At 65.2% G+C, this 24,709-nt stretch carries 23 protein-coding genes, 1 tRNA gene and 1 pseudogene; 10 read left to right on the forward strand and 15 right to left on the reverse strand.

Features of this window, described 5'->3' with window-relative positions:
• Positions 1-35: 35 nt before the first annotated feature.
• From ACQCSU_RS15110 to ACQCSU_RS15125, 4 genes are all read right to left on the reverse strand, one after another.
• Entirely contained in the window at positions 36-1,454 is a 1,419-nt protein-coding gene (locus ACQCSU_RS15110; RefSeq protein ID WP_426979806.1) for a DUF4032 domain-containing protein, read from the reverse strand.
• Between the two features lie 168 nt (positions 1,455-1,622).
• Positions 1,623-2,705 (reverse strand): ABC transporter ATP-binding protein, encoded by a 1,083-nt coding sequence (locus ACQCSU_RS15115; RefSeq protein ID WP_426976090.1) that lies wholly within the window; start codon positions 2,703-2,705, stop codon positions 1,623-1,625.
• 228 nt (positions 2,706-2,933) lie between these two features.
• Positions 2,934-3,752: a trehalose-phosphatase gene (otsB, locus tag ACQCSU_RS15120; RefSeq protein WP_426976091.1), complete on the reverse strand. Its 819-nt coding sequence runs from the start codon at positions 3,750-3,752 to the stop codon at positions 2,934-2,936.
• Complete coding sequence (locus tag ACQCSU_RS15125; protein ID WP_426976092.1) at positions 3,742-5,262, reverse strand: alpha,alpha-trehalose-phosphate synthase (UDP-forming); 1,521 nt, start codon at positions 5,260-5,262, stop codon at positions 3,742-3,744. The genes otsB and ACQCSU_RS15125 overlap by 11 nt, the downstream gene beginning before the upstream one ends.
• A gap of 179 nt (positions 5,263-5,441) precedes the next feature.
• Here ACQCSU_RS15125 and ACQCSU_RS15130 point away from each other — a divergent pair, with 179 nt between their 5' ends.
• Positions 5,442-6,332: a DsbA family protein gene (locus ACQCSU_RS15130; protein ID WP_426976093.1), complete on the forward strand. Its 891-nt coding sequence runs from the start codon at positions 5,442-5,444 to the stop codon at positions 6,330-6,332.
• Positions 6,333-6,516: 184 nt separating this feature from the next.
• Positions 6,517-6,590: transfer RNA gene (locus ACQCSU_RS15135), tRNA-Thr, on the forward strand.
• Between the two features lie 87 nt (positions 6,591-6,677).
• Here ACQCSU_RS15135 and ACQCSU_RS15140 read toward each other — a convergent pair.
• The 3 genes from ACQCSU_RS15140 to ACQCSU_RS15150 form a co-directional block, all read right to left on the reverse strand.
• The gene (locus tag ACQCSU_RS15140) at positions 6,678-8,057 is read right to left on the reverse strand and encodes a hypothetical protein (protein ID WP_426976094.1); all 1,380 of its coding nucleotides are present in this window, start codon (positions 8,055-8,057) and stop codon (positions 6,678-6,680) included.
• A 328-nt stretch (positions 8,058-8,385) separates the two neighbouring features.
• A complete protein-coding gene (locus tag ACQCSU_RS15145; RefSeq protein ID WP_426976095.1) occupies positions 8,386-8,679 on the reverse strand; it encodes a putative quinol monooxygenase in 294 nt (97 codons plus the stop codon).
• 46 nt (positions 8,680-8,725) lie between these two features.
• Positions 8,726-9,724 carry a LacI family DNA-binding transcriptional regulator gene (locus ACQCSU_RS15150; protein WP_426979807.1) on the reverse strand — a complete coding sequence of 333 codons (999 nt, stop codon included), beginning with the start codon at positions 9,722-9,724 and terminating at the stop codon, positions 8,726-8,728.
• A gap of 166 nt (positions 9,725-9,890) precedes the next feature.
• Here ACQCSU_RS15150 and ACQCSU_RS15155 point away from each other — a divergent pair, with 166 nt between their 5' ends.
• From ACQCSU_RS15155 to ACQCSU_RS15170, 4 genes are all read left to right on the forward strand, one after another.
• Complete coding sequence (locus ACQCSU_RS15155; RefSeq protein ID WP_426976096.1) at positions 9,891-11,009, forward strand: substrate-binding domain-containing protein; 1,119 nt, start codon at positions 9,891-9,893, stop codon at positions 11,007-11,009.
• A 105-nt stretch (positions 11,010-11,114) separates the two neighbouring features.
• Positions 11,115-12,161, forward strand: a complete 1,047-nt coding sequence (locus ACQCSU_RS15160) for an ABC transporter permease (RefSeq protein WP_426976097.1) — start codon at positions 11,115-11,117, stop codon at positions 12,159-12,161.
• On the forward strand, positions 12,158-12,952 hold the full coding sequence (locus ACQCSU_RS15165; RefSeq protein ID WP_426976098.1) for an ATP-binding cassette domain-containing protein: 795 nt from the start codon (positions 12,158-12,160) through the stop codon (positions 12,950-12,952). The genes ACQCSU_RS15160 and ACQCSU_RS15165 overlap by 4 nt, the downstream gene beginning before the upstream one ends.
• Positions 12,953-13,080: 128 nt before the next feature.
• Positions 13,081-14,037 carry a carbohydrate kinase family protein gene (locus ACQCSU_RS15170; protein WP_426976099.1) on the forward strand — a complete coding sequence of 319 codons (957 nt, stop codon included), beginning with the start codon at positions 13,081-13,083 and terminating at the stop codon, positions 14,035-14,037.
• 91 nt (positions 14,038-14,128) lie between these two features.
• On the opposite strand, the gene ACQCSU_RS15175 is transcribed toward ACQCSU_RS15170, so the two are convergent.
• Genes ACQCSU_RS15175 through ACQCSU_RS15185 form a run of 3 tightly spaced genes read right to left on the reverse strand, consistent with a single transcriptional unit; the run spans position 14,129 to position 17,760 of the window.
• On the reverse strand, positions 14,129-15,691 hold the full coding sequence (locus ACQCSU_RS15175) for an APC family permease (RefSeq protein WP_426976100.1): 1,563 nt from the start codon (positions 15,689-15,691) through the stop codon (positions 14,129-14,131).
• Positions 15,692-15,703: 12 nt separating this feature from the next.
• Entirely contained in the window at positions 15,704-16,729 is a 1,026-nt protein-coding gene (locus tag ACQCSU_RS15180) for an agmatine deiminase family protein (RefSeq protein WP_426976101.1), read from the reverse strand.
• A complete protein-coding gene (locus ACQCSU_RS15185; RefSeq protein WP_426976102.1) occupies positions 16,726-17,760 on the reverse strand; it encodes a nitrilase-related carbon-nitrogen hydrolase in 1,035 nt (344 codons plus the stop codon). The genes ACQCSU_RS15180 and ACQCSU_RS15185 overlap by 4 nt, the downstream gene beginning before the upstream one ends.
• Positions 17,761-17,964: 204 nt before the next feature.
• Here ACQCSU_RS15185 and ACQCSU_RS15190 point away from each other — a divergent pair, with 204 nt between their 5' ends.
• Positions 17,965-18,453 carry a GyrI-like domain-containing protein gene (locus ACQCSU_RS15190; protein ID WP_426976103.1) on the forward strand — a complete coding sequence of 163 codons (489 nt, stop codon included), beginning with the start codon at positions 17,965-17,967 and terminating at the stop codon, positions 18,451-18,453.
• 46 nt (positions 18,454-18,499) lie between these two features.
• Here ACQCSU_RS15190 and ACQCSU_RS15195 read toward each other — a convergent pair.
• Positions 18,500-18,838 (reverse strand): annotated as a pseudogene (locus ACQCSU_RS15195) (hypothetical protein); the annotation flags it as partial.
• A 232-nt stretch (positions 18,839-19,070) separates the two neighbouring features.
• Here ACQCSU_RS15195 and ACQCSU_RS15200 point away from each other — a divergent pair.
• Both ACQCSU_RS15200 and ACQCSU_RS15205 read left to right on the forward strand, forming a co-directional pair.
• Complete coding sequence (locus tag ACQCSU_RS15200) at positions 19,071-19,373, forward strand: DUF4193 domain-containing protein (RefSeq protein WP_354247890.1); 303 nt, start codon at positions 19,071-19,073, stop codon at positions 19,371-19,373.
• Positions 19,374-19,626: 253 nt separating this feature from the next.
• Positions 19,627-20,172: an AMIN-like domain-containing (lipo)protein gene (locus ACQCSU_RS15205; protein ID WP_426976104.1), complete on the forward strand. Its 546-nt coding sequence runs from the start codon at positions 19,627-19,629 to the stop codon at positions 20,170-20,172.
• Positions 20,173-20,200: 28 nt separating this feature from the next.
• Here the strand turns inward: ACQCSU_RS15205 and fliW are convergent, their stop codons facing one another.
• The 4 genes from fliW to ACQCSU_RS15225 are packed head-to-tail and all read right to left on the reverse strand — an operon-like array spanning position 20,201 to position 23,427.
• Positions 20,201-20,590 carry a flagellar assembly protein FliW gene (gene fliW, locus ACQCSU_RS15210; RefSeq protein ID WP_426976105.1) on the reverse strand — a complete coding sequence of 130 codons (390 nt, stop codon included), beginning with the start codon at positions 20,588-20,590 and terminating at the stop codon, positions 20,201-20,203.
• Positions 20,587-21,474, reverse strand: a complete 888-nt coding sequence (gene flgL, locus ACQCSU_RS15215) for a flagellar hook-associated protein FlgL (protein WP_426976106.1) — start codon at positions 21,472-21,474, stop codon at positions 20,587-20,589. Before flgL ends, fliW begins: the two co-directional genes overlap by 4 nt.
• Before the next feature lie 2 nt (positions 21,475-21,476).
• On the reverse strand, positions 21,477-22,886 hold the full coding sequence (flgK, locus tag ACQCSU_RS15220) for a flagellar hook-associated protein FlgK (RefSeq protein ID WP_426976107.1): 1,410 nt from the start codon (positions 22,884-22,886) through the stop codon (positions 21,477-21,479).
• A gap of 10 nt (positions 22,887-22,896) precedes the next feature.
• Positions 22,897-23,427 carry a flagellar protein FlgN gene (locus ACQCSU_RS15225; protein ID WP_426976108.1) on the reverse strand — a complete coding sequence of 177 codons (531 nt, stop codon included), beginning with the start codon at positions 23,425-23,427 and terminating at the stop codon, positions 22,897-22,899.
• A 231-nt stretch (positions 23,428-23,658) separates the two neighbouring features.
• Here ACQCSU_RS15225 and ACQCSU_RS15230 point away from each other — a divergent pair, with 231 nt between their 5' ends.
• Positions 23,659-24,531, forward strand: coding sequence for a flagellin (locus tag ACQCSU_RS15230; protein ID WP_426976109.1), 873 nt, complete (start codon positions 23,659-23,661; stop codon positions 24,529-24,531).
• Positions 24,532-24,709: the final 178 nt, after the last annotated feature.

Genomic DNA, 24,709 nt, shown 5'->3' on the forward strand with positions numbered 1-24,709 from the left:
CCGACCGGGCCAGGACGGCCGGCGTCAGGCGGGGATCAGTCGTCGGAGTCCGGGTACTCCTCGACGGATTCGTCGGCGCCGTAGCGCGATTCCTCGGTTTCGACCTCGAGGATTTTCAGCAGTTCAGTGTCCGGGTTGAGCATGATGGCAGCCTCGTCGCGGCGGTGGCGCAGCTCGGAGTCGATGTAGGACTGCACGGCTTCGGCCAGCGGGATGTGCCGGTTCTCCTTTTCGGACATGTACCAGCGGTGTTCCAGGATTTCGTGCACGGCCTCCGCCGGCTCGAGCTTCCCGGACAGATCGCGGGGAATGGAACGGACGATCGGCTCGAAGATCTGACTGACCCAGAGGTGCGCGCTGTATTCCTCGTCCATGCCCGGGTTGTTGTCCGCCCGGAAGGAGTCCATGTCGTTCAGGAGCCGGCGGGCCTGGTTCTCCTGGGCGTCCAGGCCGGTCAGGCGCAGCAGCCGGCGCTGGTGGTGCCCGGCGTCCACCACCTTCGGCTGGAGTTGGATCGTGGAGCCGTTCTGGGTGGTCTTGATCGCGTATTCCTCGACGTCGAACCCCAGCTCGTTGAGCTTCCGGATGCGGGCGGCCACGCGCCAGCGTTCGCCGATTTCGAAGGATTCCTTCTCGGTCAGCTCCGTCCACAGGCGGCGGTAGCTGTCCATGATCAGTTCGCTGGTGGCCACCGGGTCCACCTTCTCCTCGATCAGGCCGCCCTCGAGGAGGTCCATGAGCTCGCCGGCGATGTTCACCCGGGCGATTTCCAGATCGTACTCGCGCTGTCCGGTGGAGAGGTCCGGGTAGAGTTCGCCCGTCTCGGCGTCCACGAGATAGGCGGCGAACGCTCCGGCGTCGCGGCGGAACAGCGTATTGGAGAGCGAGACGTCGCCCCAGTAGAAGCCGATCAGGTGCAGCCGGACCAGCAGGAGCGCCTGGGCGTCGATCAGGCGCGTCAGGGTGTCCTTGCGCAGCATCTGGGAAAAGAGCGCACGGTACGGCATGGAGAACTTCAGGTGCCGCGTCACCAGCACGGGGTTCAGCGGCCGGCCCTCTGGCGTGGTGCGTCCGGTGATGACGGCGACCGGCTCCACGCACGGGACGTCCAGCCGGGCCAGTTTCCGGAGCATGTGGTACTCGTGGCGCGCGATGTGCTCCGAGGTCTCCTTGATGGCTATGACCGAACCGCCGAGGTGGGCGAAGCGCACGATGTGGCGGGAGATGCCGCGGGGGAGGGCGGCGAGGTTCTCGGCCGGCCAGTCCTCAAGGGGGATGTGCCATGGCAGGTCCAGCAGTTCGGGATCGGTGGCAGCGGCCGTGATGCTCAGTGAGCTGGAGGCCACGGAGGCCTTGGCATCGTTGGCGCTGGCGGCCTGGAACCGGGGCAGTTTGCCGATCTGACCGTAGTCGGTGGGCTCGTCGTGCCACTGGGCACTGTTTTCCTCGCTGATGGGGTTTTCCTCGGTCATGAATCCAATTCTTCCGTACTAAGGGCAAGCGCCCTAACGATCGGGCCGGGGATGCGGTTAATGTTCCACGGTCAAGCCGTGCCGTTAAAGGGCGACGGCGGCCCTCCAGTTGGGGAGGACCGCCGCCGGACGTGCAGTGCTACCTGGGGACTAGTCGCCCAGGCGCAGACCCGTCTGGGTGTCGAACAGGTGCACGTGGCCTGACTGCGGGCGGACCCAGATGGACTCACCCTTCAGCGGGGGGCGGCGGCCGTCGACGCGGGCCACGATGTCGTGGCTCTGGCCGTCCAGGGTGGTGTGGCCGTAGACGTAGGCGTCGGCGCCGAGCTCTTCGACGACGTCGACCTCGACCTGGAGGCCTTCACCCTGCGGCGCGGTCTCGAGGTCCTCGGGGCGGGAGCCGAGGGTGACGGTGTTGCCCTTGGTCGCCTGCAGCACGTCCTGGGGAACCGGGTAGACGGTGCCGCCAAACTGCACGCCGCCGTCGACGACCGGGAGCTCCAGCAGGTTCATGGCAGGCGAGCCGATGAAGCCGGCGACAAATACGTTCTTCGGCTTGTCGTACAGGTTGCGCGGGGTGTCGACCTGCATCAGCAGACCGTCCTTCAGCACGGCGACGCGGTCACCCATTGTCATGGCCTCGACCTGGTCATGGGTCACATAGACCGTGGTGACGCCCAGACGGCGGGTCAGCGACGCGATCTGCGTACGGGTCTGCACGCGGAGCTTGGCATCAAGGTTGGACAGCGGCTCATCCATGAGGAAGACCTGCGGGTTACGCACGATGGCGCGGCCCATGGCAACACGCTGGCGCTGGCCGCCGGAGAGCGCCTTCGGCTTGCGATCCAGGTACGGCTCGAGGTCCAGAAGCTTGGCAGCTTCACGGACACGCTCGGCGCGCTCTTCTTTGCTGACGCCAGCGATCTTCAGGGCGAAGCCCATGTTGTCTGCCACCGTCATGTGCGGGTACAGGGCGTAGTTCTGGAAGACCATGGCGATGTCGCGGTCCTTCGGCGGCACATCCGTGACGTCGCGGTCGCCAATGAGGATTCGGCCGGCGTTGACGTCCTCAAGACCTGCAAGCATGCGCAGGGAGGTCGACTTTCCACAGCCGGAGGGTCCAACCAGGACCAGGAATTCGCCATCGGCGATTTCAATGTTGAGCTTGTCAACAGCGGGCTTATCCGTGCCCGGGTACAGACGTGTTGCGTTGTCAAAAGTAACTGTAGCCACAGTTATCAATCCCTTCACCGGCAGGTACGTGCCGGACGATCCGTAGTGAATGGTCTTTTTATGCAGTTGTTAATTCAGTTGTAAGCATCGAACGTGCGCATACTCCCCGGCCGAAGCCGAGGAGTATCCAATGACGCCGCACGGTATTTGTGCGCCACATCACAAACAGAGTATGTCAGACTTTTAGCAATAGGGCTAAAAAGTTACGAATGTCACACGTGATCCCGCTTACGTGACGTCGGGGCCGGCCACCGGCTTGCGTTCCCGCAGGAGCGCCTCCAGCAGTTCGGCGATATGAACCGGGGCCCCGACGCGGAACTGCGCCTGGGTGAAATCCAGGCCGACCTTCACGCCAAGGTCCCCCTGGACCAGACGGCCCAGGGCGTCCTCGTCAGTGGTGTCGTCGCCGGCGAAGACGACCGCCGAAGCGCCGGTCGCCTGCCGCAGGAACGCGATCCCCTCGCCCTTGGAGGCATGGACCACGGAGGTTTCCAGCACGCGGTTGCCGGCTTTCAGGAAGACGCCGGGCCGGTCCTGGAGGACGGCGCGGGCTGCCGCCACGGCGTCCTCCGCGACGTCGTCGGCGGCAAGCCTCGTGTGCAGCACGACGCCGGCCGGCTTGTCCTCCAACAGAGTGCCCGGAGCCTCCTCCACGATTTCCGCGAGAACCCGGCGGACCTCGGCGAGCAACTCGCGTTGGGCGTCGTCGAGCACGAGCTGGGAGGAACCCGGACCCATCCAGACTTCCGCCCCGTGGCTGCCGATCAGCAGGGTCTTCTCCGGAGGGGAGGCGACTGCCCGCAGGCTGTCCAGCGCCCGTCCCGAGATGAGCGCCGTCGACGTCCGCGGGAGTTCGGTCAGCGCGGCGAAGGCCGCCGCGGAGCGGGGGAGCGCCCGGGAGTCCGCGGCATGGTCCACGAGGGGGGCCATGGTGCCGTCGAAGTCCATGGCGACCAGGAGGTGGTCCGTGGCCGCGACGCGGCGCACGGCCTCGAGCAGTCCGGGGGAGAGCGAGAGCGGCGTTTTGCCCGTGGTCTCAGGAGTCATCGCGGATTACCTTCTCTCTGAGAGCGCTGAGGAAGTCGGAAGACCATAGGTCGACGTCGTGGTCCAGGATCTGCTTGCGCATCGCCCTCATCCGGCGCCCGGCCTCGGCCGGCTGCATGTTCACGGCCTTCATGATGGTGTCCTTGAGGCCGTCGATGTCGTGCGGGTTCATCAGCAGCGCCTGCTTGAGCTGGTCCGCGGCGCCGGCAAACTCACTGAGCACCAGTGCGCCGTCGTTGTTGGTGCGTGCCGTGACGTATTCCTTGGCCACGAGGTTCATGCCGTCGCGCAGGGCGGTGACCAGCATGACGTCCGCCGCGAGGTACAGGGAGACCATTTCCTCGATGGGGTAGCTGTGGTGCAGGTAGCGCACTGCCGTGTTCTGCAGGGTGTCGTAGGTGCCGTTGATGTGGCCCACGGTGCCCTCGATCTCCTCGCGGAGCAGGCGGTACTGCTCCACGCGTTCCCGGCTGGGGCTGGCCACCTGGATCAGGCTGGCGTCCTCCACCGTGACCTTGCCGTCCGCCAGGAGTTCCTCGTAGGCCTTGAGCCGGTGCTGGATGCCCTTGGTGTAGTCGAGGCGGTCGACGCCGAGCAGGATGGTCTTGGGGTTGCCGAGATCCCGGCGGATCTGGCGTGCGCGCTCGATGATCTCGGGCTTGCGTGCCAGCTCGATGATCTGCTGGACGTCGATGGAGATGGGGAACGCCTGGGCACGGGCAATATGGGTGGTCTTTCCGTCCGCGCCCCTGACGTGGACCTGCTGCTGCTTGACGCTGGCGCCGAGGAAGCGGCGGGCGGAGCGCATGAAGTTTGCGGCGTCGCTGCTGCGCTGGAAGCCCACAAGGTCCGCGCCCAGCAGGCCATCGATAATCGCCCGACGCCACGGCAGCTGCGCGAAAATCTCCGGCGGCGGGAAGGGGATGTGGTTGAAGAAACCGATCTTCAGGTCCGGCCTCGCCTCCCGGAGCATCTTGGGGACGAGCTGGAGCTGGTAGTCCTGCACCCAGACGGTGGCGCCGTGCTCCGCGTGCTGGACGACGGCGTCGGCGAACCTCTTGTTTACCCTCCGGTACGAGTCCCACCAGGTCCGGTGGAACGCCGGCGGGGCGATCACATCGTGATACAGCGGCCAGAGCGTGGCGTTCGAGAAGCCCTCATAGAAGTGCTCGATGTCCCCGGTGCTCAACTGGACGGGTACCAGGTCGATGCCTCCGTGGCTGAACGGCTTCACTGTCTCGTCCGGTGCACCGTGCCAGCCCACCCAGGCGCCGTCGGTCCTGGTCATCATCGGTGCCAGCGCGGTCACGAGGCCGCCTGGGGAGCGGCGCCAGCCGTCCTGGCAGCCGGGCTCGTCCTCGGAACAGCGGTCAACGGGCAGGCGGTTGGAGACCACCATGAAGCTGTACTGGACATCAGACTCGGCGGCACCCTTGCTTGCGTTGCCTTCGGATGTCCCGCCCGCCGCGGCTGTCATTTTCTTGCCGTCGGCGCGGTCCGTTGCTTGCATTGCTGCCCCCTGGGGTCGCTCGTGGCTCTCACCCACCCTATCCGTACGGAATCTTCCGGGCTATTCGTCCGTTGGGAGGCGTGAAGGAAACCTGAAAGCGCAAGCTCTCGGGTTTCTCCCCTAAAATGATGAAGTTGCCACCCAGTGGACCATTCCAGGCCGATCGACCCGAGGAACCAATGAGCCCCGCAAACGAACCCCGTCAGTCCAAAGCAGAGCGAACTGCCGCGGCCCGCGAGAAAGCCCGTGAAATCCGCGAGGCGCAGCTGAAGAAGGAAAAGCGGAACAAGCTGCTGATCGGCTGGGGCATTGTTGCCGCCGTCGTTGTCATTCTCGCCATCGTGGCGCTGGTGGTCACCTCCAGCATCAAGAACAACGCCCCGGTCGCGGATGAGGGCCCCACCCCGGCCAACGGCAACATCCACGGTGGCGTCACCCTGCTGGCGAATACCGAGGTTGCCAAAGCGGATCCGGCCACAGTCAAGCTCGCCGATGTTCCCTCCGCGCCGGCCACTCCGCCGGCAGTGGTCACCGCGCCCGGCGCCGAGTCTGAGGCGGGCAAACCGGTCAAGGTGGTCCTCTACGTCGACTTCATCTGCCCCGTGTGCAAGAGCTTCGAAGCGCAGTACAACGAGTCCCTGACCAAGCTGCGCAATGAAGGAAAAATCACGGTGGAATACCGCTCGCTGGGCTTCCTGGACACCCGGTCCACCACCAACTACTCCTCGCGTGCGGCCAACGCTGCCGCCTGCGTCGTGAACGAGTCCCCGGAGAAATACGCGGACTTCGTCAACGCGCTCTTCGAAAAGCAGCCCGCCGAAGGCGGCCCGGGCCTGTCCGATTCGGAGCTGAAGAAGATGGCTGCCGACGTCGGAGCCAAGAGCATCGACAAGTGCGTGGACGACAAGACCTACCGCCCGTACGTCAAGTACTCCACCCAGGAAGCCTCGGCCATCGGTGTCACGGGCACGCCCAGCGTCTTCGTCGAAGGCAAGCAGTGGGGCAAGGGCGACAGCGCCCAGACCCCGTTCGAGGAGTTCCTGACGGCAGCAATCGACGCCAAGAAGTAACAGCAGCACCTGACGGCAACAACAGTCGGCCCGTTCCCGGATTCGTCCGGGTACGGGCCGACTGTTTGGTTTCAGGCAGCGGCATTGCCCTGGTTTTTACCACCGGGGGTCCGTGGGCTAACCTTATCTAGCGCCAAGGCGCCGGCCCCTCAAAGCGGCACGGTTCCGCTCGGCACGAAGGAATGCCTCCTTAGCTCAGTTGGCCAGAGCACCGCTCTTGTAAAGCGGGGGTCGTCGGTTCGAATCCGACAGGGGGCCCTACGAACCCCTCCTCCCGGCAATCTTGCCGGAAGGAGGGTTTTTTCGTGCCCGGAAATGGTCCGCCGCGGGCCGGGAGCCTGGAACTCAGATGCAGGACTTGTTGTAGTCGAACCCGCCCGAGATGTACTGGGTCATGGTGACTTTCCCGCCGCCTGTCAGCGGCGCTGCCGAACACATGCTGCTGGCGTTTGACAGCGAGCTCGCGCCGGCGAGCCAGCTTCGCTGGGCGTAAAGGTTGCTGGTCGTGGGCACCGCGCCGACGATCTGTGCCCACTGGTAGCCGGTCGAGTAGAGCCCTGTTTTGGCGCCGATGCTGGCAAAGTAGGCGGCCATGCCCTCCAGGTCTGCCCTGTTGGCGGCCTTGTTCGTTGACCAGGAGTTTTCGGTCTCGACGTCCAGCCACCAGATGTAGGAGGCCGGGTTCTTAATCCCGCGGATGTTGGCGTCGTCATAGGCCTTGGCGTAGCCGTACATATAGGAGCAGGCCGTGCCGACCGAGCCCTTGGTGCAGTTGCCGTACGGGTTGGCCACGGTCTTCCCGCCGTACGCGTTGCTGGTGGGCCACCAGGACCCGGCGGTGCCTGGGTTTCCGGTATTGACGTACAACGCCACGAGAGGCTGGCCTGTCCCGCCTGTGGATGTGGCGGCCCAGGACAGCTGTGTGGCCAGGCACGGGTTGGTGTTGTTCGCCAGGCCGTTGTTCACCCCGATGATCGCGAAGCTCTGGCCCTTGGGGAGGGGTTTGCCGCATTGGGGCCAAGACACATCGACGCCGGGTCCTGCGGGCGTGACTGCTGCTGTTCCGGCCGAAGTCTTCGCGGTGCTGGTGTAGCCGGTCTTGGTTCCCGTGACGGTGACGGTGAGGGTCTTGCCAGCCTGGGCAGTGGCTAGTTTGTAGGTGGCGGCGGTCGCGCCGGCGATGACGACGCCGTTGGCCTTCCACTGATACTTCAGGGTGACGGGTGCCGGTCCCCAGGAGCCCGGGACTGCGGTCAGGGTGTAGCCGACCGTCGTTTTGCCGGCGATCGTCGGCACGGGAACCGGCCCGAGCGAGCCGGCGGCGGTGGCGGCGGTGGCGGTCGAGGTCTTCTCGGTGGTGGTGTAGCCGGTCTTGGTTCCGGTGACGGTGACGGTGAGGGCCTTGCCCGTCTGGGCCGCGGCCGGTTTGAAGGTGGCGGCGGTCGCGCCAATGACGACGACGCCGTTGGCCTTCCATTGATACTTCAGGGTGACGGGCACCGGACCCCAGGCGCCCGGGACTGCGGTCAGGGTGTAGCCGACTTTGGCGGTTCCGGTGATCGTCGGCGCCGGGGCCGGCTTCAACGGCGCAACGGACACTTCACGTACCGCCGTCGTCGTGTCCGCCGCCGCAGATGCGGGGGCAAGCGGCGCCAGGGAAAGCATCAGGACCACAACGAGGAACAATCGAATCGATAGAGCCCGGACGCGATCGAATAGCAGCATAAAAATATCCCCCAAATTGCCGCGCCCGGAACGGGCTGCGCTAGAGCCCGCAGAAATGCAGACAGCGTGAATCTAGCACGTGGAGTTGTTCCAAAACATATCTTGGTGGTTTCACTCGGTTCCCATTGGCCGGGCATCGGATTTCCGCGGCGGTCGGCTGGTCTTTGACGCGCGGACAGGCGCGGTCAGCGGATAGCGCCTGCGCCGTCCCCGGAGCTGTCGTCGAAAGAACGTGGGAAGCGCCTCCAAGTAGCAGCCTCGGGTTGTCTGGGTGAAGTGGCCGCCGTAGCAGGCGTAAGAGGCCGCGGCGGCCTGCGCGCGGCCGGTCTCAGTCCACCGGCAGGAGCCAGGTCAGGTCCGAGCCGTCGCCTTCGATGTGGCGGGCAAGTTCTGCGTTGAACGTACGGCCGTACTCAGCGCCGATGTGCTCCTGGAACGCCGCCTCGTCCCGGTAGACCTCGAAGACAAAATACTTCCGCGGATCCGTCTCGCGCGTGCACGGCAGGAACAGGACATTGCCGGGTTCGCTGCGGACGTTTTCGGTAAGCTCGCGCATCATGTCGGCGACTCTGGCTTCGCTGCCTGATTTGACGGTGAATTCCGCGTACAACGTTCTGGTCATGGTGTGTCCTTGATCTGTAGGGTTTGTCCGCAGCCGGGTGGCGGCTTCAGTTTGGCGGCCGGAGCTCGCCGGAGCCCCGGGGTATCAGTTCGGTGGGGACAACGTAGGTCCGGGGCGGGACGTGGTCGCCGTCGATCCTGGCCAGCAGCCGCTCGGCAGCAAGTTTGCCGATGCGCTCCGGGTGCTGGGCGATCACGGTGATGCCTGGATCCATCATGTCGGCCAGGGAGAAGTCGTCGAAGCCGACCAGCGCCGTGCGCTTGCTCAGCCCTAGATCTTTCAGCGCGCGCATGGCACCGAAGGTGACGAGGTTCTGGCTGGAAAAGATCGCCGTGGGGGGATCATCGGAGCCGAGCAGCGCGTGCGCCGCGCGGCAGGCCGATTCCTCATCGTGCAGGCCCTCGAGGACGGGAATGGTGGAGATGGCGATGCCTGCCCGGCCGAGTTCTTCCGTGAATCCCCTCCGGCGTTCCCGGGCTGTCTGGATATCGGTACGGTCGCCAAGGTAGGCGAGTTTCCGGTGGCCGTGGCTGATCAGATGCGCGGCCGCCCTGGCCGCGCCGGCGGCGTTGTCAGTGACGACGGCGTCCGCTTCGATGCCCACAGGTTCACGGTCGATGAAAACCATGGGCAGATCCCTCGAATGCTCCGGAATGACGTAGGCCTGGCTCTTGGCGATGGGCGTCAGGACCAGGCCGTCGACGCGGCGTCGAAGAAACGCAGCAACGAGGGTCTTCTCCCGCTCGGGATCGTCATCGAGGCTGGCCGCGAACACCGCTATCCCGCGGGCGGCCAGTGCGTCTTCAATGGCCCGGTGGATTTCCCCGCTGAAGGGGTTGGCCACGCTGGGCAGCAGCAGGCCGATGGACAGCGTCCTGCGTCCGGTGCGCCTCAGGCTGCCTGCCGCTATGTCCAGTTGGTAGTTCAACTGCTCGGTCGCCTTCAGGACGCGGAGCCGGGTGGCCTCTGTGACGCCCGCCTCGTCGTTCATTACCCGGGAAACGGTCTTGGTCCCTACCCCGGCCAGTGCGGCCACGTCGCGCATGGTGGGGCGGTTGTTAGCGGGTTCGGCCCGGTAACGATTCGACATCGTTGTCAAAGAACTTCTCCTTAGCCTGATCCACTGCTTGACTCGGCTGTGTGATCCTGATTACATGCTACCTGACATCGTTGTCAGGCACAGAGTGTGCCACCCGAAAACAGGAGATTCAATGTTGAGTTCCAAAACCCCCCGGTCCAAGGCTACTCGTCTCCTCGCCGCCGGCGCGGTCCTGACCCTTGCCGGGCTGGGCCTGACTGCCTGCGGCGGAACTTCCGCCCCGGCCGCGACCGGAACCGCTGTCGCCGCGGAGAAGGTCGGTGTTTCGCTGATCGTCAAGACCACCACGAATCCGTTCTTCGTGTCGATGCAGGACGGTGCCAAGAAGGCCGCGGAAGCGGACGGAGTGGATCTGAAGCTGGCCGCCGGCAAGGCCGATGGCGACGAGGACACCCAGATCCAGGCGATCGAGAACGCCATCTCCAAGGGCGACAAGGGCATCCTGATCACCCCCAATGGCCCCTCCGTTGTTGACGCGTTGAAGAAGGCCAAGGATGCCGGGCTGTTTGTCATCGCGCTGGACACCCCTCCGGACCCGGCCGACGCCGCGGACATCACCTTCGCCACGGATAACTTCGCCGCCGGCGAACTGATCGGGAAGTGGACCGCGGCACAGCTGGACGGGAAGAAAGCCACCATCGCCCTGCTTGACCTCTTCGATGACAAGGTCGTATCCGTCGACTACAACCGTGACCAGGGATTCCTGACAGGCCTGGGCATCGACACGGCAGACAAGAAGAAGAACGGCGACGAGGCCAAGACCGGAAAGTACACCGGCGGCAAGGGCGGCGACTACGAGATCGTCGGCAGCCAGGCCACGCAGGGTGCCGAAGACGGCGGCCGCACGGCCATGGAGACGCTGCTCTCCAAGAACCCGGCCGTGAACGTCGTTTACACGATCAACGAACCCGCAGCGGCAGGGGCCTTCGAGGCCCTGAAGTCCGCCGGCAAGGAAAAAGATGTCCTGGTCGTCTCTGTTGACGGCGGCTGCGCCGGCGTCAACAGCGTCAAGTCCGGCATCATCGGCGCAACCGCGCAGCAGTACCCGGTCAAGATGGCCGAGCTGGGAGTGAAGGCTATCGTCGAACTCGCGAAGACAGGCAAGAAGCCGGCCAACTCCGAAGGCCTGGACTTCTACAACACCGGCGTCGAGCTCGTCACGGACAAGGCCGCCAGCGGCGTCAAGAGCATCGGCACCGCGGATGCATCGAAGATCTGCTGGGGCAAGTAACCCGCACCGCCTACTGGCGCCGGGGCGGCGCGTGGCACGCCCGCCCCGGCACCCTCCCCTTAGCAAACGCAAAAAGCAACCGAACATGGAAGTTCAGGAGCAATCGTGACCCAGCAACAAATGGCCGGTCCGCCCGGTACCCGGCATCCGGATCTGGCCGAGGAATTCCTCGACCGCCAGACGCCCCTCAGCCGCATCCGCAACGTCCTCCACCGCTACCCGGCGGTCAGCCCGGCCATCGTCCTGCTGGTCGCCGTGATCGTGTTCGGACTGCTCAACGACAGATTCCTGCGCGTCGAAAACCTCTCACTGATCACCCAGCAGGTCGCCGTCGTCGGAACCCTGGCCATCGCCCAGACCCTCATCATCCTCACCGCCGGGATCGACCTTTCCGTTGGCGCCGTGATGATTCTGTCCTCCATGGTGGTCGCACAGCTCGCCGTGAGCAACGGCGTCCCCGCCCCGCTCGCACTGCTGGCAGGGCTTGTTGTCGGCCTCGCTGCAGGGGCACTGAACGGATTCCTCGTCACCCGGCTCAGGCTTCCCCCGTTCATCGTCACGCTCGGCACACTGAACATCTTCATCGCCCTGACGCTCCTGTACTCCAACGGCGCCACTGTCCGCGGCTCGAGCATGCCGGGGCTGCTCACCTGGACCGGAAGCACGTTCCCCGTCGGCCCGGTCCGGATCTCCATCGGCGTCGTACTGATGCTGCTCGTCTACATCGCGGTCGCGTTCATCCTGGGCAAGACCGCCTGGGGACGCCACGTCTACGCCGTCGGCGACGACAAGGAAGCAGCCCGCCTCGCCGGAATCGCGGTCAACAAGGTCCTGATGAGCGTGTATCTGGCCGCCGGAGCCGTCCTGGCCGTCGGCGCCTGGATCCAGATCGGGCGCACCAACGCCGCCAGCCCCAACGCCGGGATGGACCTGAACCTGGACTCCATCACCGCCGTCGTGATTGGCGGCACCAGCCTCTTTGGCGGCCGCGGCTCCGTCTGGGGCACCCTGCTCGGCGCGCTGATCGTCGGCGTGTTCCGCAACGGTCTCTCCCTCGCCGGCCTGGACATCTTGTACCAGACCCTCGCAGTGGGCGTTCTCATCATTCTCGCTGTGTCCATCGACCAGTGGATCCGAAAGGTCAAGTCATGACCGCCACAGACATCTCCTCCGCCACGCCCGGAACACGGCAGCCGATCCTGCAGGCACGGAACCTCGTCAAGACCTTCGGGCGCGTCGTCGGCCTGGACGGCGTCAGCCTGGACCTCTACCCGGGCGAAGTGCTTGCCATCATCGGTGACAACGGGGCAGGAAAGTCCACCCTGATCAAATGCCTCACGGGCGCGGAAATCCCGGACTCCGGAGAGCTGACCGTCTCCGGGCAACCCGTCCACTTCAAGCGACCCCAGGATGCCCGCATCCACGGGATCGAAACCGTTTACCAGAACCTGGCCGTATCACCGGCCCTCGATGTCGCATCCAACCTGTTCCTGGGCCGGGAAGAACGGCTGCCGGGTCCGCTCGGCAAGCTCTTCCGCATCCTCGACACCAAGGGCATGCGGAAAAAGGCCAAGGAAGAACTGGCACGTCTGGGCATTTCCACCCTGCAGGACGTCACCGTGCCGGTGGAGAACCTGTCCGGGGGCCAGCGCCAGGCCGTCGCCGTTGCACGCGCCGCAGCCTTCGGATCAAAAGTGGTGGTGCTCGACGAACCCACCGCGGCCCTGGGGGTCCGCGAATCCAACCAGGTTCTGCAGCTGGTCCGCGACCTCAGGGACCGCGGCCTGCCCGTGATCCTGATCAGCCACAACATGCCCCACGTCTTCGACGTGGCGGACAGGATCCACATCCAGCGTCTGGGCAAGTGCGCGGCCACCATCACTCCGCAGTCCCACACTATGACCGACGCCGTCGCCATCATGACAGGCGCCGCCACGGCCTAGAGGCCGGCTGCACCTGTTTGATTGCATCGCCCCCACCCTCTTCGTCCGCGGACCTGTCAACCGGTCCGCGGGCGGACCCATCTGCGGCTTGGAACGGCGAAACCCCAGAACCCCAAGAAAGACAGAAAATGAAAAACACCGAGCCCGCGAGTTCCGCACGGAACATCTTCGACGCCATCGTCGTAGGCGAAGCCCTCATCGACATCGTCACCTCGGCCGACGGCACCAGTGAACACCCCGGCGGATCACCGGCCAACGTCGCCTACGGCCTCGGACGGCTCGGCGTGAGCACCGGACTGCTGACAGCCATTGGCGACGACGAACGCGGCGGCGAGATCGAGGCACACCTGCGCGCCGGGGGAGTGGTGCTTTTGCCGGGTTCCCATTCCCTGGCCCGCACTGCGTCAGCCACGGCGACCCTCGCTGCGGACGGCTCCGCCAGCTACGAATTCGACATTGACTGGAAACTGCCTCCCGTCGCCCCCGCCCACCTCCCTCGGGTGCTCCACACCGGGTCAATCGCCACCTTCCTCGCGCCGGGAGCCGGCACCGTCAAATCACTTCTGGAACAATCCCACCGCTCCTGCCTGGTCACCTACGACCCCAACATCAGGCCCGCCCTGCTCGGCAGCCATGCGCAAGCCCAAGGCATCTTCGAGGACCTCGTCCCACTCACGGACGTCGTCAAACTCAGTGACGAGGACGCCCTGTGGCTCTACCCCGGGAAGACCCTTGAAGACACCGCCAGGCATATCCTTCGCCTGGGCGCCGATCTGGCCGTCATCACCCAGGGCCCGGAAGGGTCGCTCCTGGCCACCGCCGCAGCAGAGCTGAGCGTCCCGTCGGTGAAATCCCAGGTCGCGGACACCATCGGAGCCGGCGACTCCTACATGGCGGCGCTGATTCTGGGGCTGCTTACACGCGCCGGCGAGGGACTCGGCCCCGAGGTCCTGGATCGGCTGGGCCGGACAGCCTCTATGGCAGCAGCGATCACGGTACGCCGGCCCGGAGCGAACCCCCCGACGCTGGAGGAACTGGAGCACCATCTGCAAGCACCTGAGGCGGCGGCGCACGCACACGCCTGAAGCCAGGGCATGCCGCACGGCGTTTAACGCCGAACGGCCTTGCCCCGGATTCCCGGGGCAAGGCCGAACATGGGCTCTCGGAGGCGGCAGGCTATTCCGGGACCACCAGTGCCGGTGTGTCCTGCCGGATGGTCTCGCCGCGGAAGAAGGCCGGCCGGAGCCGCGCCATGAGGATCATGAACACCCCTCCAAGCGCTAGGACGCCGATGCCCAGCACAAAGACCAGTCCCACACCGAGGAACTCCGATCCGCTGCCAAACTCTGGCGCCCAGCTGTCCACAGCGGTCTGCAGGAACACCACGAACAAGCCGGCCCCGCCCAGCAACGGGCACAGCAGCCGCAGAAAGAAGTGGCGGGCGCTGCTGAAGACACTTTCGCGGAAATACCAGACGCACGCGAAGGCCGTCAGCCCGTAGTAGAAACAAATCATCAGGCCGAGCGCCAGAATGGTGTCATTGAGGACGTTTTCGCTGATCACGTGCATCACGGCGTAGAAGCCTGCAGAGACCACTCCGGCTGCCACGGTGGCGAATCCGGGGGTGGAAAAGCGCTTGCTGACGTGGTTGAACGGCTTGGGCAGCGCGCCGTAGTGGGCCATCGCCAGGAGGCTGCGCGAGGGCGACGTGAAGGTTGACTGCAGCGAGGCCGCCGAGCTCGAGAGCACCGCGAGTGACATCAGGATGGCGAACGGCCCCATGATGGGGGACGCCAGGGCCGTGAAGATGTTCGCCTGGTTGTCGGCGTTGGTCAGGCCGATCCCGGCGTCTCCGATCCCGGCGAACATCATGGTGGCGATGGTGACGACGAGATAGATCCCCAGGACCACGACGGCGGTCAGGGTTCCGGCGATGCCTGCGGTCTTTTTGCCGTTGGAGGTTTCTTCATTGACCGTCAGGCAGACATCCCAGCCCCAGTACACGAAGATGGACAGGGAGATACCGGCCGCGATCTGGCCGAAGGTCTGAATCTTGGTGACGTCGAACCATTCCCAGCTGAACGGGATGGCCGTTTCCGAGGTGGACCAGTTGGCGAAGGCCATGACGACAAACAACCCCAGGACCAGCAGCTGAAAGCCGACCAGCCCGTACTGGACCAACTTAGTGGTGTGCAGGCCGCGGTAACTGATCCAGACGGCCAAGGCGACGAACACGAAGCAGGTGAGGACGTTCAGGGGTTTGTTGGCTGCGAGATCGGCCAGCTCCGGAGCACCGGTCAGCTGCGCCAGGAAAAGGTAGAAGAAATCCACCGCCACACCGGCCAGGTTGGATAGCACGATGATGTTTGCCGCGAGCAGCCCCCAGCCGCCCATCCAGCCCACCCAGGGGCCGAATGCCTTTGTGACCCAGGTGAACGTGGTGCCGCTGTCCGGGGAGTCGGCGTTGAGTTCCCGGTAGGCGAGGGAAACGAGGATCATCGGGATGAAGCCGATCAGGAAGATCACCGGCAGCTGCAGCCCGGCTTCGCTGACGGTCGGGCCGAGGGCGCTCGTGAGGGTGTAAGCGGGGGCGATCGTCGAGATCCCCAGGACCACGACGGCGAGCAGGCCAAGCTGTCCGCCTTTCAGGCCTTTTCCGGTGATGCCGTGGGCTGAACCGGCGGCGTCGGTGACGGCTGCGCGGTCAGGCGTGGGGGTCTGGCGGCTGGTTTGAGTCATGTCCGGCCCTTTCTAGGAGGCAGCAGGTTGCTGTTGGGTGATGCAGTGGATACCGCCCCCCCGGGCGAAGAGCTCGCGGGCGTCGATGCCCACAACCCGCCGGCCGGGGTAGGCGTCTGCCAGGATGCGGAGCGCCTTCTCGTCGTTGGGATCCGAGAAGGTGCAGGCTATGACGCCCCCGTTGACCACCAGGTGATTGATGTAGCTGTAGTCAACGAACCCCTCCTCATCGGAGAGGGCCAGGGGCGCGGGGACTTCGATGATGTTCCACTCCCGGCCGGCGGCGTCCCGCGTGGTGGACAGGAAGCTGATGATGTCCCGGCTGACCTCGAAATCCGGGTGCTCCGGGTTCTGCTGCGAATGGACCAGCAGCGTGCCCGGGGACGGAATGGCGGCCACGATGTCCACGTGTCCGCGGGTGCCGAATTTTTCCGAGTCCCTGGTCAGGCCGCGGGGGAGCCAGATGGCGTGGGTGGCGCCGATGGTCCGGGCCAGTTCGGCTTCGACGTCCGCTTTGCGCAGCCCGGGGTTGCGCCCGGGGTCCAGCTGGACGGTTTCGGTGATCAGCACGGTGCCTTCTCCGTCGACCTGGATGCCGCCGCCCTCGTTGACGAGGGCGGAAGGAATATGGGTCGCCTGGGAGCGGCCGGCCACCTCCGCGGCGATCTTGGAGTCCTTATCCCACGATGCCCACTCCTGGGCTCCCCAGCCGTTGAAGACCCAGTCCACAGCGCCGAGGTTTCCGTTGCCGTCCAGCACGAAGCTGGGGCCGATGTCGCGCATCCAGGCGTCGTTGAGTTCCGCGGTGAGCACCTCGACGCCGGGCCGGAGGTAACGTCCGGCGATATCGACGTCGCACGGGTTGACGACGACCGTGACCGGCTCGAAGTCGACGACGGCGTTGGCGACGGCGGCCCAGGCGGACCGGGCGGCGTGGGCTTCTTCGGCTGACTCACCGAGGGTGTAGCCGCCGGTGGGGAAAGCCATCCAGATCCGCTCCTGCGGCGCGGTCTCGGCGGGCATGTGCCAGGCGCTCATGCTGTCACCTCGAGGTACACGGGTGCCTCGCCGCCGAGCGGCGCTTCCCGGCGCACGGGATGCGTGAGCCGGGCGTAGGTGTCCGGGCGGCGGGTGGCCAGGAACGGAAAAAGCGTCAGCCAGTCCCGCCGCTGGTCCAGGTCCAGGTCGGCGACGAGGACGGCGGACTCATCCCGCGGGGCCTGGACGAGGACCCGGCCATAAGGGTCCGAGATGAAGGACGAGCCGTAGAAGTTCAGTGTCCCCTCGTTGCCCCAGCGGTTGGGGGCGACCATAAAGAGGCCGTTGGCGATGCCGTTGCCGACAATGACTTGCTGCCAGAGCGGCTGGGTGTCAAAGTCCGGATGGTCCGGCTCCGAACCGATGGCCGTGGGGTAGACCAGGATTTCGGCGCCGCCGAGGGAGTACAGGCGGGCGAGTTCCGGGAACCACTCGTCCCAGCAGGTGGGCATGCCCAACCGTGCCCCGCCGAGTTCGGCCGGGGCATGGACCTCGTAAGCGTCGTCGGAGGAGGGACCCTGGCGGAAGAACTTGTCCTCGTAGTACCCGGCCGTAACCGGGATGTGCAGCTTGTGGGTGCGGGCCAGCAGATCGCCTGCCGGGGACACCAGAATCGCCGTATTCAGTCCAAGGCCGTCGTCCGAGCCGTCCGGGTTGTCAGCACGCTGGTACAGCGAGGCATGGATGCAGATCCCGTGGCGGCGGGCAGCCTCGGCAGCGAAACGGAACGTGGGCCCGGTCAACAGATCTTCTGCTGTGTCCGAGGGGCGCGGACGCACCGCTCCGGACCGCGAGATGTCGTTTTCGGGAAGCGTAGCGGCTGGATAGCGGGAGAGCGTGAGCTCCGGGAGGAAGACGACGGTGGCTCCCAGCCGGGCTGCGCGCTCAATTCCCTCGTCGAGTTCGGCGCGGAGGGCGGCCATGTCCGGGTGCCAGCGGTGCTGGACCACCCCGACGCGGAGGGCCGGGCGTGTTGACGGCTCGGTCCGGGCCAGCGAAGGCGGTGAATTCAGGCAGGTGATTTCGATCATTTGGCTACTCCAGTGAGATGGGCGTCACTAAATGAATGACGTTCATTTCATACTGACGTGGATGGCATCGGAAGGCAAGGACTAAATGAATAAAGTTCATTTTGTTACGGCGGCACGCGTTCCCGGCGGTGGCTGGGCGGGGCGCCCGGTCCGCCGGGACGTTAGGCCCTAGACCCCACAAAACGGCGGGCGGAGTCTGGGCGTATGACTGAAACGAATCCGGAAAAGACGCCGGACATCAAGTCCACCCAACTCCACGAACAGCCGACCGCCGTCGTGCGCGAAACCGTCCCGATGACTGCCCTGCGCGAGTTCTTCAGCAGGGCCTATGCTGCTGTGATGGGCGCCGTGCAGCAGCAGCACGTCCAGCTGGCCGGGCCACCGTTTGCGCTCTACCGGGGGATGCCCACTGACGTCGTCGACGTCGAGGCGGGTTTCCCGCTGGCCGCGCCCTACCCGGGCACCGCCGAAGGTGGTGTGACGGCCGCGTCGCTCCCTGCCGGCCAGGCGTTCGAGGCGATGCACATCGGATCGTACGAGACCCTGGAGAACACGTATCACGCGCTCATGGCGCGGATGGAAGCCGAGGCGGTGACACCCGCGGAGAAGATGTGGGAGTACTACCTCAGCGATCCGGCGACCGAGCCGGACCCCTCAAAATGGAAGACCCTTGTCGTGTGGCCGGTGGCCTGAGAGGCGGTTCAGGCGCTGGATGAACGGCGCTGCCGTACGAGCCGGCGTCGATCTTCTCAAGCAGCTCCTTGGCGGCTTTGGCGATGTCGTCGTGACCGTGTTGCGCCGCGCGGCTCTCCAGGGAAATGACGGCGCACCGGTGGACCTTCCTGAAATCTCCGAAGGGGAAGGTCACGCTGCCTTTGGTCCCCGCGGACGCCTCACGGTCAAGGCCCAGGTGCCAGCTTGAGAACCCCGGAAACCCGTGCTTTTCGATGTACGTGTTTTCCTGCGCGGCCGACGGCGCGTGTTCGCTCCAATCGTCTCGTTCGTCCCGCTGGACATGTCCTTCCTTGATCAGCTTTTTGGCGTGTTCCAAGGCCTCCTTATTAAGTTTCGTAGCCATTTGAAACAACCTCTTCGACTCGTGTCCGGAATGCGGCTGCGCCGGTGTTCCAAGCCTAAATCCCGCTCGGCTGGACCGCCACAGCCGGCGTCCGCCAGTCGGTGGGCAATGGGCCGGGCGACGCAAAGTGTCTGTTTGAACACACTATGCTCCAACTCCATGCATAATGACCTAAACTGCTTCACTGAGGTGCCTGAAATGGCGCTGCGCAGCAACGAAAGTGAACCCCGACATGGCTACCGATTACGACGCCCCACGCAAGACAGAAGAAGAGTCCCCCGCTGAATCGGTGGAGGCCCTTCAGGCATCCCGCGGCGGCGGCGCCCAGACCGCCATTATTGACGTCGATGAGAACGACACGGCTGAAGGCATCGACCTTCCCGGTGCCGATCTCTCCGGCGAAGAGCTGACCGTCATTGTTGTTCCCGAGCAGTCCGATGAATTCACCTGCTCCTCCTGCTTCCTGGTCCGTCACCGGTCCCAGGTGGCCAAGGAAAAGAACGGCCTGAAGTACTGCCGCGACTGCGAAGGCTAGGGGACTTTCCAGCGCGCGGCACCCACTTCAGAGCACAAACAGTATTACCCAGCAAAGCGTCGGCACCCCAGCGGGGTCCGGCGCTTCGTTGCATCCGGCGCCCCGCGCGGCGCCGTGCGCGGCGCCAGATCACGTTCCGGTGACCCGGAACGGCCCGCGTTAACGGTTCGGCGCCGAAGTCCGTCCGGCCCTCGATTCCGGACCCGTACGCTTCTACGCTTGAACTATCTCATCGCTTCAGGGGGTGGCTGGATTGAAGAAGATCCACGTATGGCTCGCAGCCGTGTTGCTGGCCGTCGGCATGGTGCTGGTGGCATCCGGGCCGGCCTCGGCGGAACCCTATTGCGGCCTGGTGTGGGGATCGCTGGCCAAGGCTGATCCGGCGCTGAGCCAGGCCAAGGTGACCAACGTACGCACCGGCCAGCACTACTGCTTCGACCGGCTGGTGGTCGATCTCAACGGCCCGGTGGCGGGGTACAACGTCCGCTACGTTCCGCAGGTGACCCAGGACGGCTCGGGGGCCGGCGTGCCGCTGAGGGGCCAGGCGTTCATCCAGCTCACGGTCAACGCTCCGGCCTACGATGACACCGGCAACTCCACCTACAACCCGGCGGACAAGAATGAATTCACCACTGTCACGGGATACCAGACGTTCCGCCAAGTGGCTTTTGCCGGCAGTTTTGAGGGCTACACGACGCTTGGGCTCGGGGTCCGCGCGCGGTTGCCGTTCCGGGTGTTCACCCTCGCCGGGCCCGACGCCGGCTCACGGCTCGTGATCGACGTCGCGCATTTCTGGTGAGGCCTGGTTCAGGGCGGGACGTTTCCCGTTAGAGGGAGTTGAGCTCCGCCCGGAGCGGGTACTCGCGGCCGTCCAGGACCAGCTGGCTGCAGCGGCGTGTTGCCGGGTTGAGGACGAGCGGGGCCATCAGGTTGACCGTGGTGGCATTGGCGGTGTGGTTGAGGACCACCAGCACCTGGTGCCCCGCGCCCTGTTCCAGTTCGAGGGCCTCCAGCGATGCGGACGGAATCGGCGGGGCGTATCCCGGCACAAACACGGCCGCGTCGGCGAGGAACAGCCGCACCGGGGTGGAGCTTGACTCCAGGGCGTAGAGCCCCGCCGCGCCGTCGACGCTTCGAAGCGTGAAGTCGTGCACGTGCTCCAGTCCCGGCATGGGGGCGGTGAAGGTGACGGGGGTGTTCATCACGGCTGTGCTCACCGGAGGAAGTCCATCAGCGTGGGCTGCAGGACCCGTGCCGTGGCGGCCAGGGCCACCTGGTAGTTGGTTTCCTGAAGTTTCAGGTCCATGATGACGCTGCCGAGATCTGCCTTCTCAATGCCGGTCCGCTGGGCATCCAAGGTGGCCTCCAATTCTGTATTGACGTTGCCGGCACGTTCCAGCTGCGATTGGCGTGTTCCTATTTCAGCACGTCCGTTGACGACGTTCTTGAAACCAGTTTCCACCGCAGCGAGCCGCGGCGTAATATCCGTGCCGCTCCGCAGATCGGCGGCGATCTTGCTGACGACGTCGAAAAGGGAGCCGGTGCCGCTGCCGAAGATCGCCTCGCCATCGGCGTCGACGCGCACCGTCTGCGTGGCGCTGACTCGGCGCTCCACGGCGCTGCCGGAGACGCCGTTGAACACCGGCGGAGCCGCCGAGCTGAAGGCCGCGGCAGCATCCGAGCTGCCGGCAAAGATGTTCCGGCCCAGGTGCTTGCTGTTGGCGATCGAAACAAGGTCCTTGCTCAGGGCCTCCAACTCGAAGGCGATGGCGTCCTTGCCGGACTGGTTCAGCGAGCCGTTTCCCGCCAGCACGGTGAGGTCCTTGACCCGGTGCATCACATTGGTGGCCTGCTCTAGCGCGGAATCCGCCGCGGTGAGCCAGGTGCCGCCGTCGTCGATGTTACGGCCGTACTGCGCCGTGGCGGCGAGCAACGCACGGGTTTCGAGCGCCTTGGCAGTAGCGGCCGGGTCGTCCGAGGGGCGGGAGATCTTGTTGAGTGTGGTGGCCTTTTCCTGCAGCTCCGCCAGCCTGGACTGCTGGGTCTGCAGGGTCCGCTGGGCGTTCGCGCTCATGGTCAGGTTTGTTACCCGGTCCAGCATGTCTACCTTCCTACCAATCCGGTGCGGTTGATCAGGACGTCAAGGGCCTCGTCGACGGCGGTCATCACGCGGGCCGCGGCCTGGTAGGCGTGCTGGTTGGTGAGCAGGCTGACGTTTTCTTCGTCCAGGCTCACGGAGGCCTGCGAGGCGCGGCCCGTCAGGGCGGACGCCTGGGCGGCGTTGGTGAGTGACTCGTGCTGCTGGGCTCCGCGGGACTGCACCCCGATGTTGGTCACGATGCCTGCCCAGAGCTTGTCCGGGGAACCTGCGCCGGTGCCGAGCTGCGAGATCTTGTCAGCAATGCTGGTGCCCAGCGCGCCGCCCGTCGAAGCCTTGAGGGCGATGTTGTCGATGTTGGCGGGGCCGGAGATGCTCAGCGCAGCGGGGCCTGTGCCGGCGGTGGTGAAGAAGTCGACGTTTGTGGCGCCGGTGCCCGTGACTCCGGACTGGTGGACGGTGTTCACTGCCGTAGCGAGGGCGGTCGCGAAGGTGTTGTAGGACTGGGCTGCCTCGGCGATGGGGCCTCCGGATCCTCCCGAGGCGGGAGCCAGCACGGAGAGGGCGCCGGCGAGTTCGCCGCCGTCGGGGGCTGCCACGCCGGGTGGGTTCTTCCAGAGAAGCTGCACCGGGGATCCCATCCGATCCGAGGGCGTGCCTGAGAGGGCAAGAGTCCGCACGGAGCCGCCCGTGACGAGGGCGTTGCCGCCGACGAGGACGTCCACCGTGCCGTCGGCCTGTTCGCGGACGGTGCCGCCGGCGAGACTGGCGATGCTGTCCGTGAGTTTGGCGCGCGCGTCGATTAGCTCATTTGCGGACCCACCAGCGGCAAGGGTGGAGCGGATGGCCGTGTTGTAGGCGGCAACCTGGGCGGCGGCCGCGTTGACGGCGTCAACCGAGTCGGCGGCCTGGCCGCGAACACTGCTCCACTGGGAGTCGAGGGCCCGATATGCGGAGGAGATCTTGTCCGTCACGGAATTGGCAGCGTTCAGCAACAGTCCCTTGGGGCCAGGCTGGTCCGGCTGGTTGGCTGCACCCTGCCACGCTGACCAGAAGCCCTGCAATGCGGTGGAGATGCCGTTATCGCCGGGTTCCTGGAGGATCCCTTCGATGCCCTGCAGCGCGGAGGAACGGACGCTCGCGTAGCCGGCCTGGGCGCCCGCCGAGCGGACTCCGGCGTCGAGGAAGCTGTTGCCGAGCCGTGCGATGGCGTCCACGGACACACCCTGGCCGGGCTGCAGTGTGCCGCCGCTGAAGACTCCGCGGGCGGGCGCGGCCAAGGAAGACTGTTCCACCCGCTGCCGGGTATAGCCCTCGGTGGCGGCGTTGGCAATGTTCTGCCCGGCTATGTTCATGCCCTGTTGGGCTGCCGTCAGTCCACGGTAGGCGGTGTTCAGGGCGCCAAAGGTGCTCATGGTCGCTTCCTTAGAATTTCTTGTCGAAAATGCGGGAGCCGGCGGTTTGCCCGGTCTTGCCGTGTGCGTCGTAGGTGCCGGCGGCCGGGCGCAGATCGGCCAGCGATTCCTGGGTGGAGCGGACGGCGGTGCGCAGGTACTGGTCGTTGGAATCGCGCAGTTCCTTGATGAGGGAGGTCTGGCGGGTCAGCGCGGTGAGGTGCGCGGTGAGGATCTCGGCCCAGGCACCTTCCGGCGCCGCGGCGGCCAGTTCCGCCAAGGACGCGTCGGTGGGAAGGCCCCAGACCTCGGCGACGACGGCGGCCTCGATGGTGCGCGCCAGGCTCGCTTGGGAGAGGTGCCCGAGGACCTGTTCTACTTCCCGGGTGCCGTGGGGAAGCCAGCGGGACTTGCCCGAGGTGAGCAGCAGCTGCTCTTCCTCAAGCTTGAAAGTGAGTATGTCCAGGAGTTCACGCTCCCGCCACAGCAGGGCTGAAAGTTCGTGGATGGCCATGGTCTGGACGGCTCCCTCAAAGGTGACTAAAGCGGTGGTGCCGGGCATGCAGCACATAAGGAGGCGGCTGCAGCCATCAGCAGGGTTCGTAGAAACTATCGGCAGGGGAGTGGGATCCGTTAGCGGGAACAAGGCGGATTACAGGCGGAACGGCAAGGAAAAGCCGTCCGGAAAAGAATTTTGGAATTCTGCTTACCTGTGCTTCAGAAATGGCGATAACTACTCCTGAAGGCCCACGGATGGGCCATCGCTTACAGTCCCACTCACGGAGGAAACATCATGGGCTTCGTTATCAATAACAACCTTGCGGCAAACAACTCTTACCGCAGCCTCAACAACACCCAGAACGACCTCTCCAAGTCCCTGGAGAAGCTGTCCACCGGCCTGCGCATCAACCGCGCCGGCGATGACGCAGCAGGTCTGTCCATCTCCGAGGGCCTGAAGTCTCAGATCACCGGTTCGGCCCAGGCAGCCCGCAACGCCCAGGACGGCATCTCTGTCATCCAGACCGCTGAAGGCGCCCTGACGGAGGTCCACTCCATCCTGCAGCGCGTTCGTGATCTGGCAGTGCAGGCTGGCAACGACTCGAACAACACCGACGCCCGTACGGCGATCAAGACGGAAGCTACCAGCCTCGTCGAAGAACTGGACCGCATCGGCAAGTCCACCAACTTCAACGGTATCGATCTTCTGACCGGTGCCGCGGCCGGCGGAGGGGCGACTCCGGACGGCAAGATGGTTTTCCAGGTAGGCACGGGTCCCACCGCGGCCAACGACACGATCACCCTCGACCTCACGGGCGCCGATGTCAAGACGATGGCGGCCACTCTCAAGGCTGCCATCATCACGACCGACGGCTTTGCAGACCCCACTGTGGCAGCAACCACCATTTCTTCGATCGATGCACAGATCAAAGCCACTTCCACTGCTCGTTCAAACCTGGGCGCAACCCAGAACCGCCTCGAGCACACCATCAAGTCCCTGAACGTTGCCGGTGAGAACCTGCAGGCCGCTCAGTCCCGCATCGCCGACGTCGACATGGCCCAGGAAATGGTCAAGTTCACCAAGGCCAACATCCTGTCCCAGGCCGGCACCGCCATGCTGGCTCAGGCAAACCAGTCCAGCCAGGGTGTTCTTTCACTCCTGCGCTAAACCGGTTCCGGCAGACCGGCAGTCCAGAAGTGAGTCTGCCACCCTGATCGGACGAAGAGACACCCCCGATCACCATGCTGCGGAAGGGCCGGACGATGACACAATCATCGTCCGGCCCTTACGTGCAAAATTTGAATTTCCGAATACTTGGCACCAGTAGTCATTTGCAGCAATGAGA

The organism is Pseudarthrobacter sp. O4 (assembly GCF_050157025.1).
In the GTDB taxonomy this organism is placed as follows: domain Bacteria; phylum Actinomycetota; class Actinomycetes; order Actinomycetales; family Micrococcaceae; genus Arthrobacter.

Excerpts from the sequence above, each read along its gene's own strand:
- otsB (WP_426976091.1), bottom strand. The coding sequence starts at position 3,752 with ATGACTCCTGAGACCACGGGCAAAACGCCGCTCTCGCTCTCCCCCGGA.
- ACQCSU_RS15125 (WP_426976092.1), bottom strand. The coding sequence starts at position 5,262 with ATGCAAGCAACGGACCGCGCCGACGGCAAGAAAATGACAGCCGCGGCG.
- ACQCSU_RS15130 (WP_426976093.1), top strand. The coding sequence starts at position 5,442 with ATGAGCCCCGCAAACGAACCCCGTCAGTCCAAAGCAGAGCGAACTGCC.
- ACQCSU_RS15140 (WP_426976094.1), bottom strand. The coding sequence starts at position 8,057 with ATGCTGCTATTCGATCGCGTCCGGGCTCTATCGATTCGATTGTTCCTC.
- ACQCSU_RS15145 (WP_426976095.1), bottom strand. The coding sequence starts at position 8,679 with ATGACCAGAACGTTGTACGCGGAATTCACCGTCAAATCAGGCAGCGAA.
- ACQCSU_RS15150 (WP_426979807.1), bottom strand. The coding sequence starts at position 9,724 with ATGCGCGACGTGGCCGCACTGGCCGGGGTAGGGACCAAGACCGTTTCC.
- ACQCSU_RS15155 (WP_426976096.1), top strand. The coding sequence starts at position 9,891 with ATGTTGAGTTCCAAAACCCCCCGGTCCAAGGCTACTCGTCTCCTCGCC.
- ACQCSU_RS15165 (WP_426976098.1), top strand. The coding sequence starts at position 12,158 with ATGACCGCCACAGACATCTCCTCCGCCACGCCCGGAACACGGCAGCCG.
- ACQCSU_RS15170 (WP_426976099.1), top strand. The coding sequence starts at position 13,081 with ATGAAAAACACCGAGCCCGCGAGTTCCGCACGGAACATCTTCGACGCC.
- ACQCSU_RS15175 (WP_426976100.1), bottom strand. The coding sequence starts at position 15,691 with ATGACTCAAACCAGCCGCCAGACCCCCACGCCTGACCGCGCAGCCGTC.
- ACQCSU_RS15180 (WP_426976101.1), bottom strand. The coding sequence starts at position 16,729 with ATGAGCGCCTGGCACATGCCCGCCGAGACCGCGCCGCAGGAGCGGATC.
- ACQCSU_RS15185 (WP_426976102.1), bottom strand. The coding sequence starts at position 17,760 with ATGATCGAAATCACCTGCCTGAATTCACCGCCTTCGCTGGCCCGGACC.
- ACQCSU_RS15190 (WP_426976103.1), top strand. The coding sequence starts at position 17,965 with ATGACTGAAACGAATCCGGAAAAGACGCCGGACATCAAGTCCACCCAA.
- ACQCSU_RS15200 (WP_354247890.1), top strand. The coding sequence starts at position 19,071 with ATGGCTACCGATTACGACGCCCCACGCAAGACAGAAGAAGAGTCCCCC.
- flgL (WP_426976106.1), bottom strand. The coding sequence starts at position 21,474 with ATGCTGGACCGGGTAACAAACCTGACCATGAGCGCGAACGCCCAGCGG.
- flgK (WP_426976107.1), bottom strand. The coding sequence starts at position 22,886 with ATGAGCACCTTTGGCGCCCTGAACACCGCCTACCGTGGACTGACGGCA.
- ACQCSU_RS15225 (WP_426976108.1), bottom strand. The coding sequence starts at position 23,427 with ATGCCCGGCACCACCGCTTTAGTCACCTTTGAGGGAGCCGTCCAGACC.
- ACQCSU_RS15230 (WP_426976109.1), top strand. The coding sequence starts at position 23,659 with ATGGGCTTCGTTATCAATAACAACCTTGCGGCAAACAACTCTTACCGC.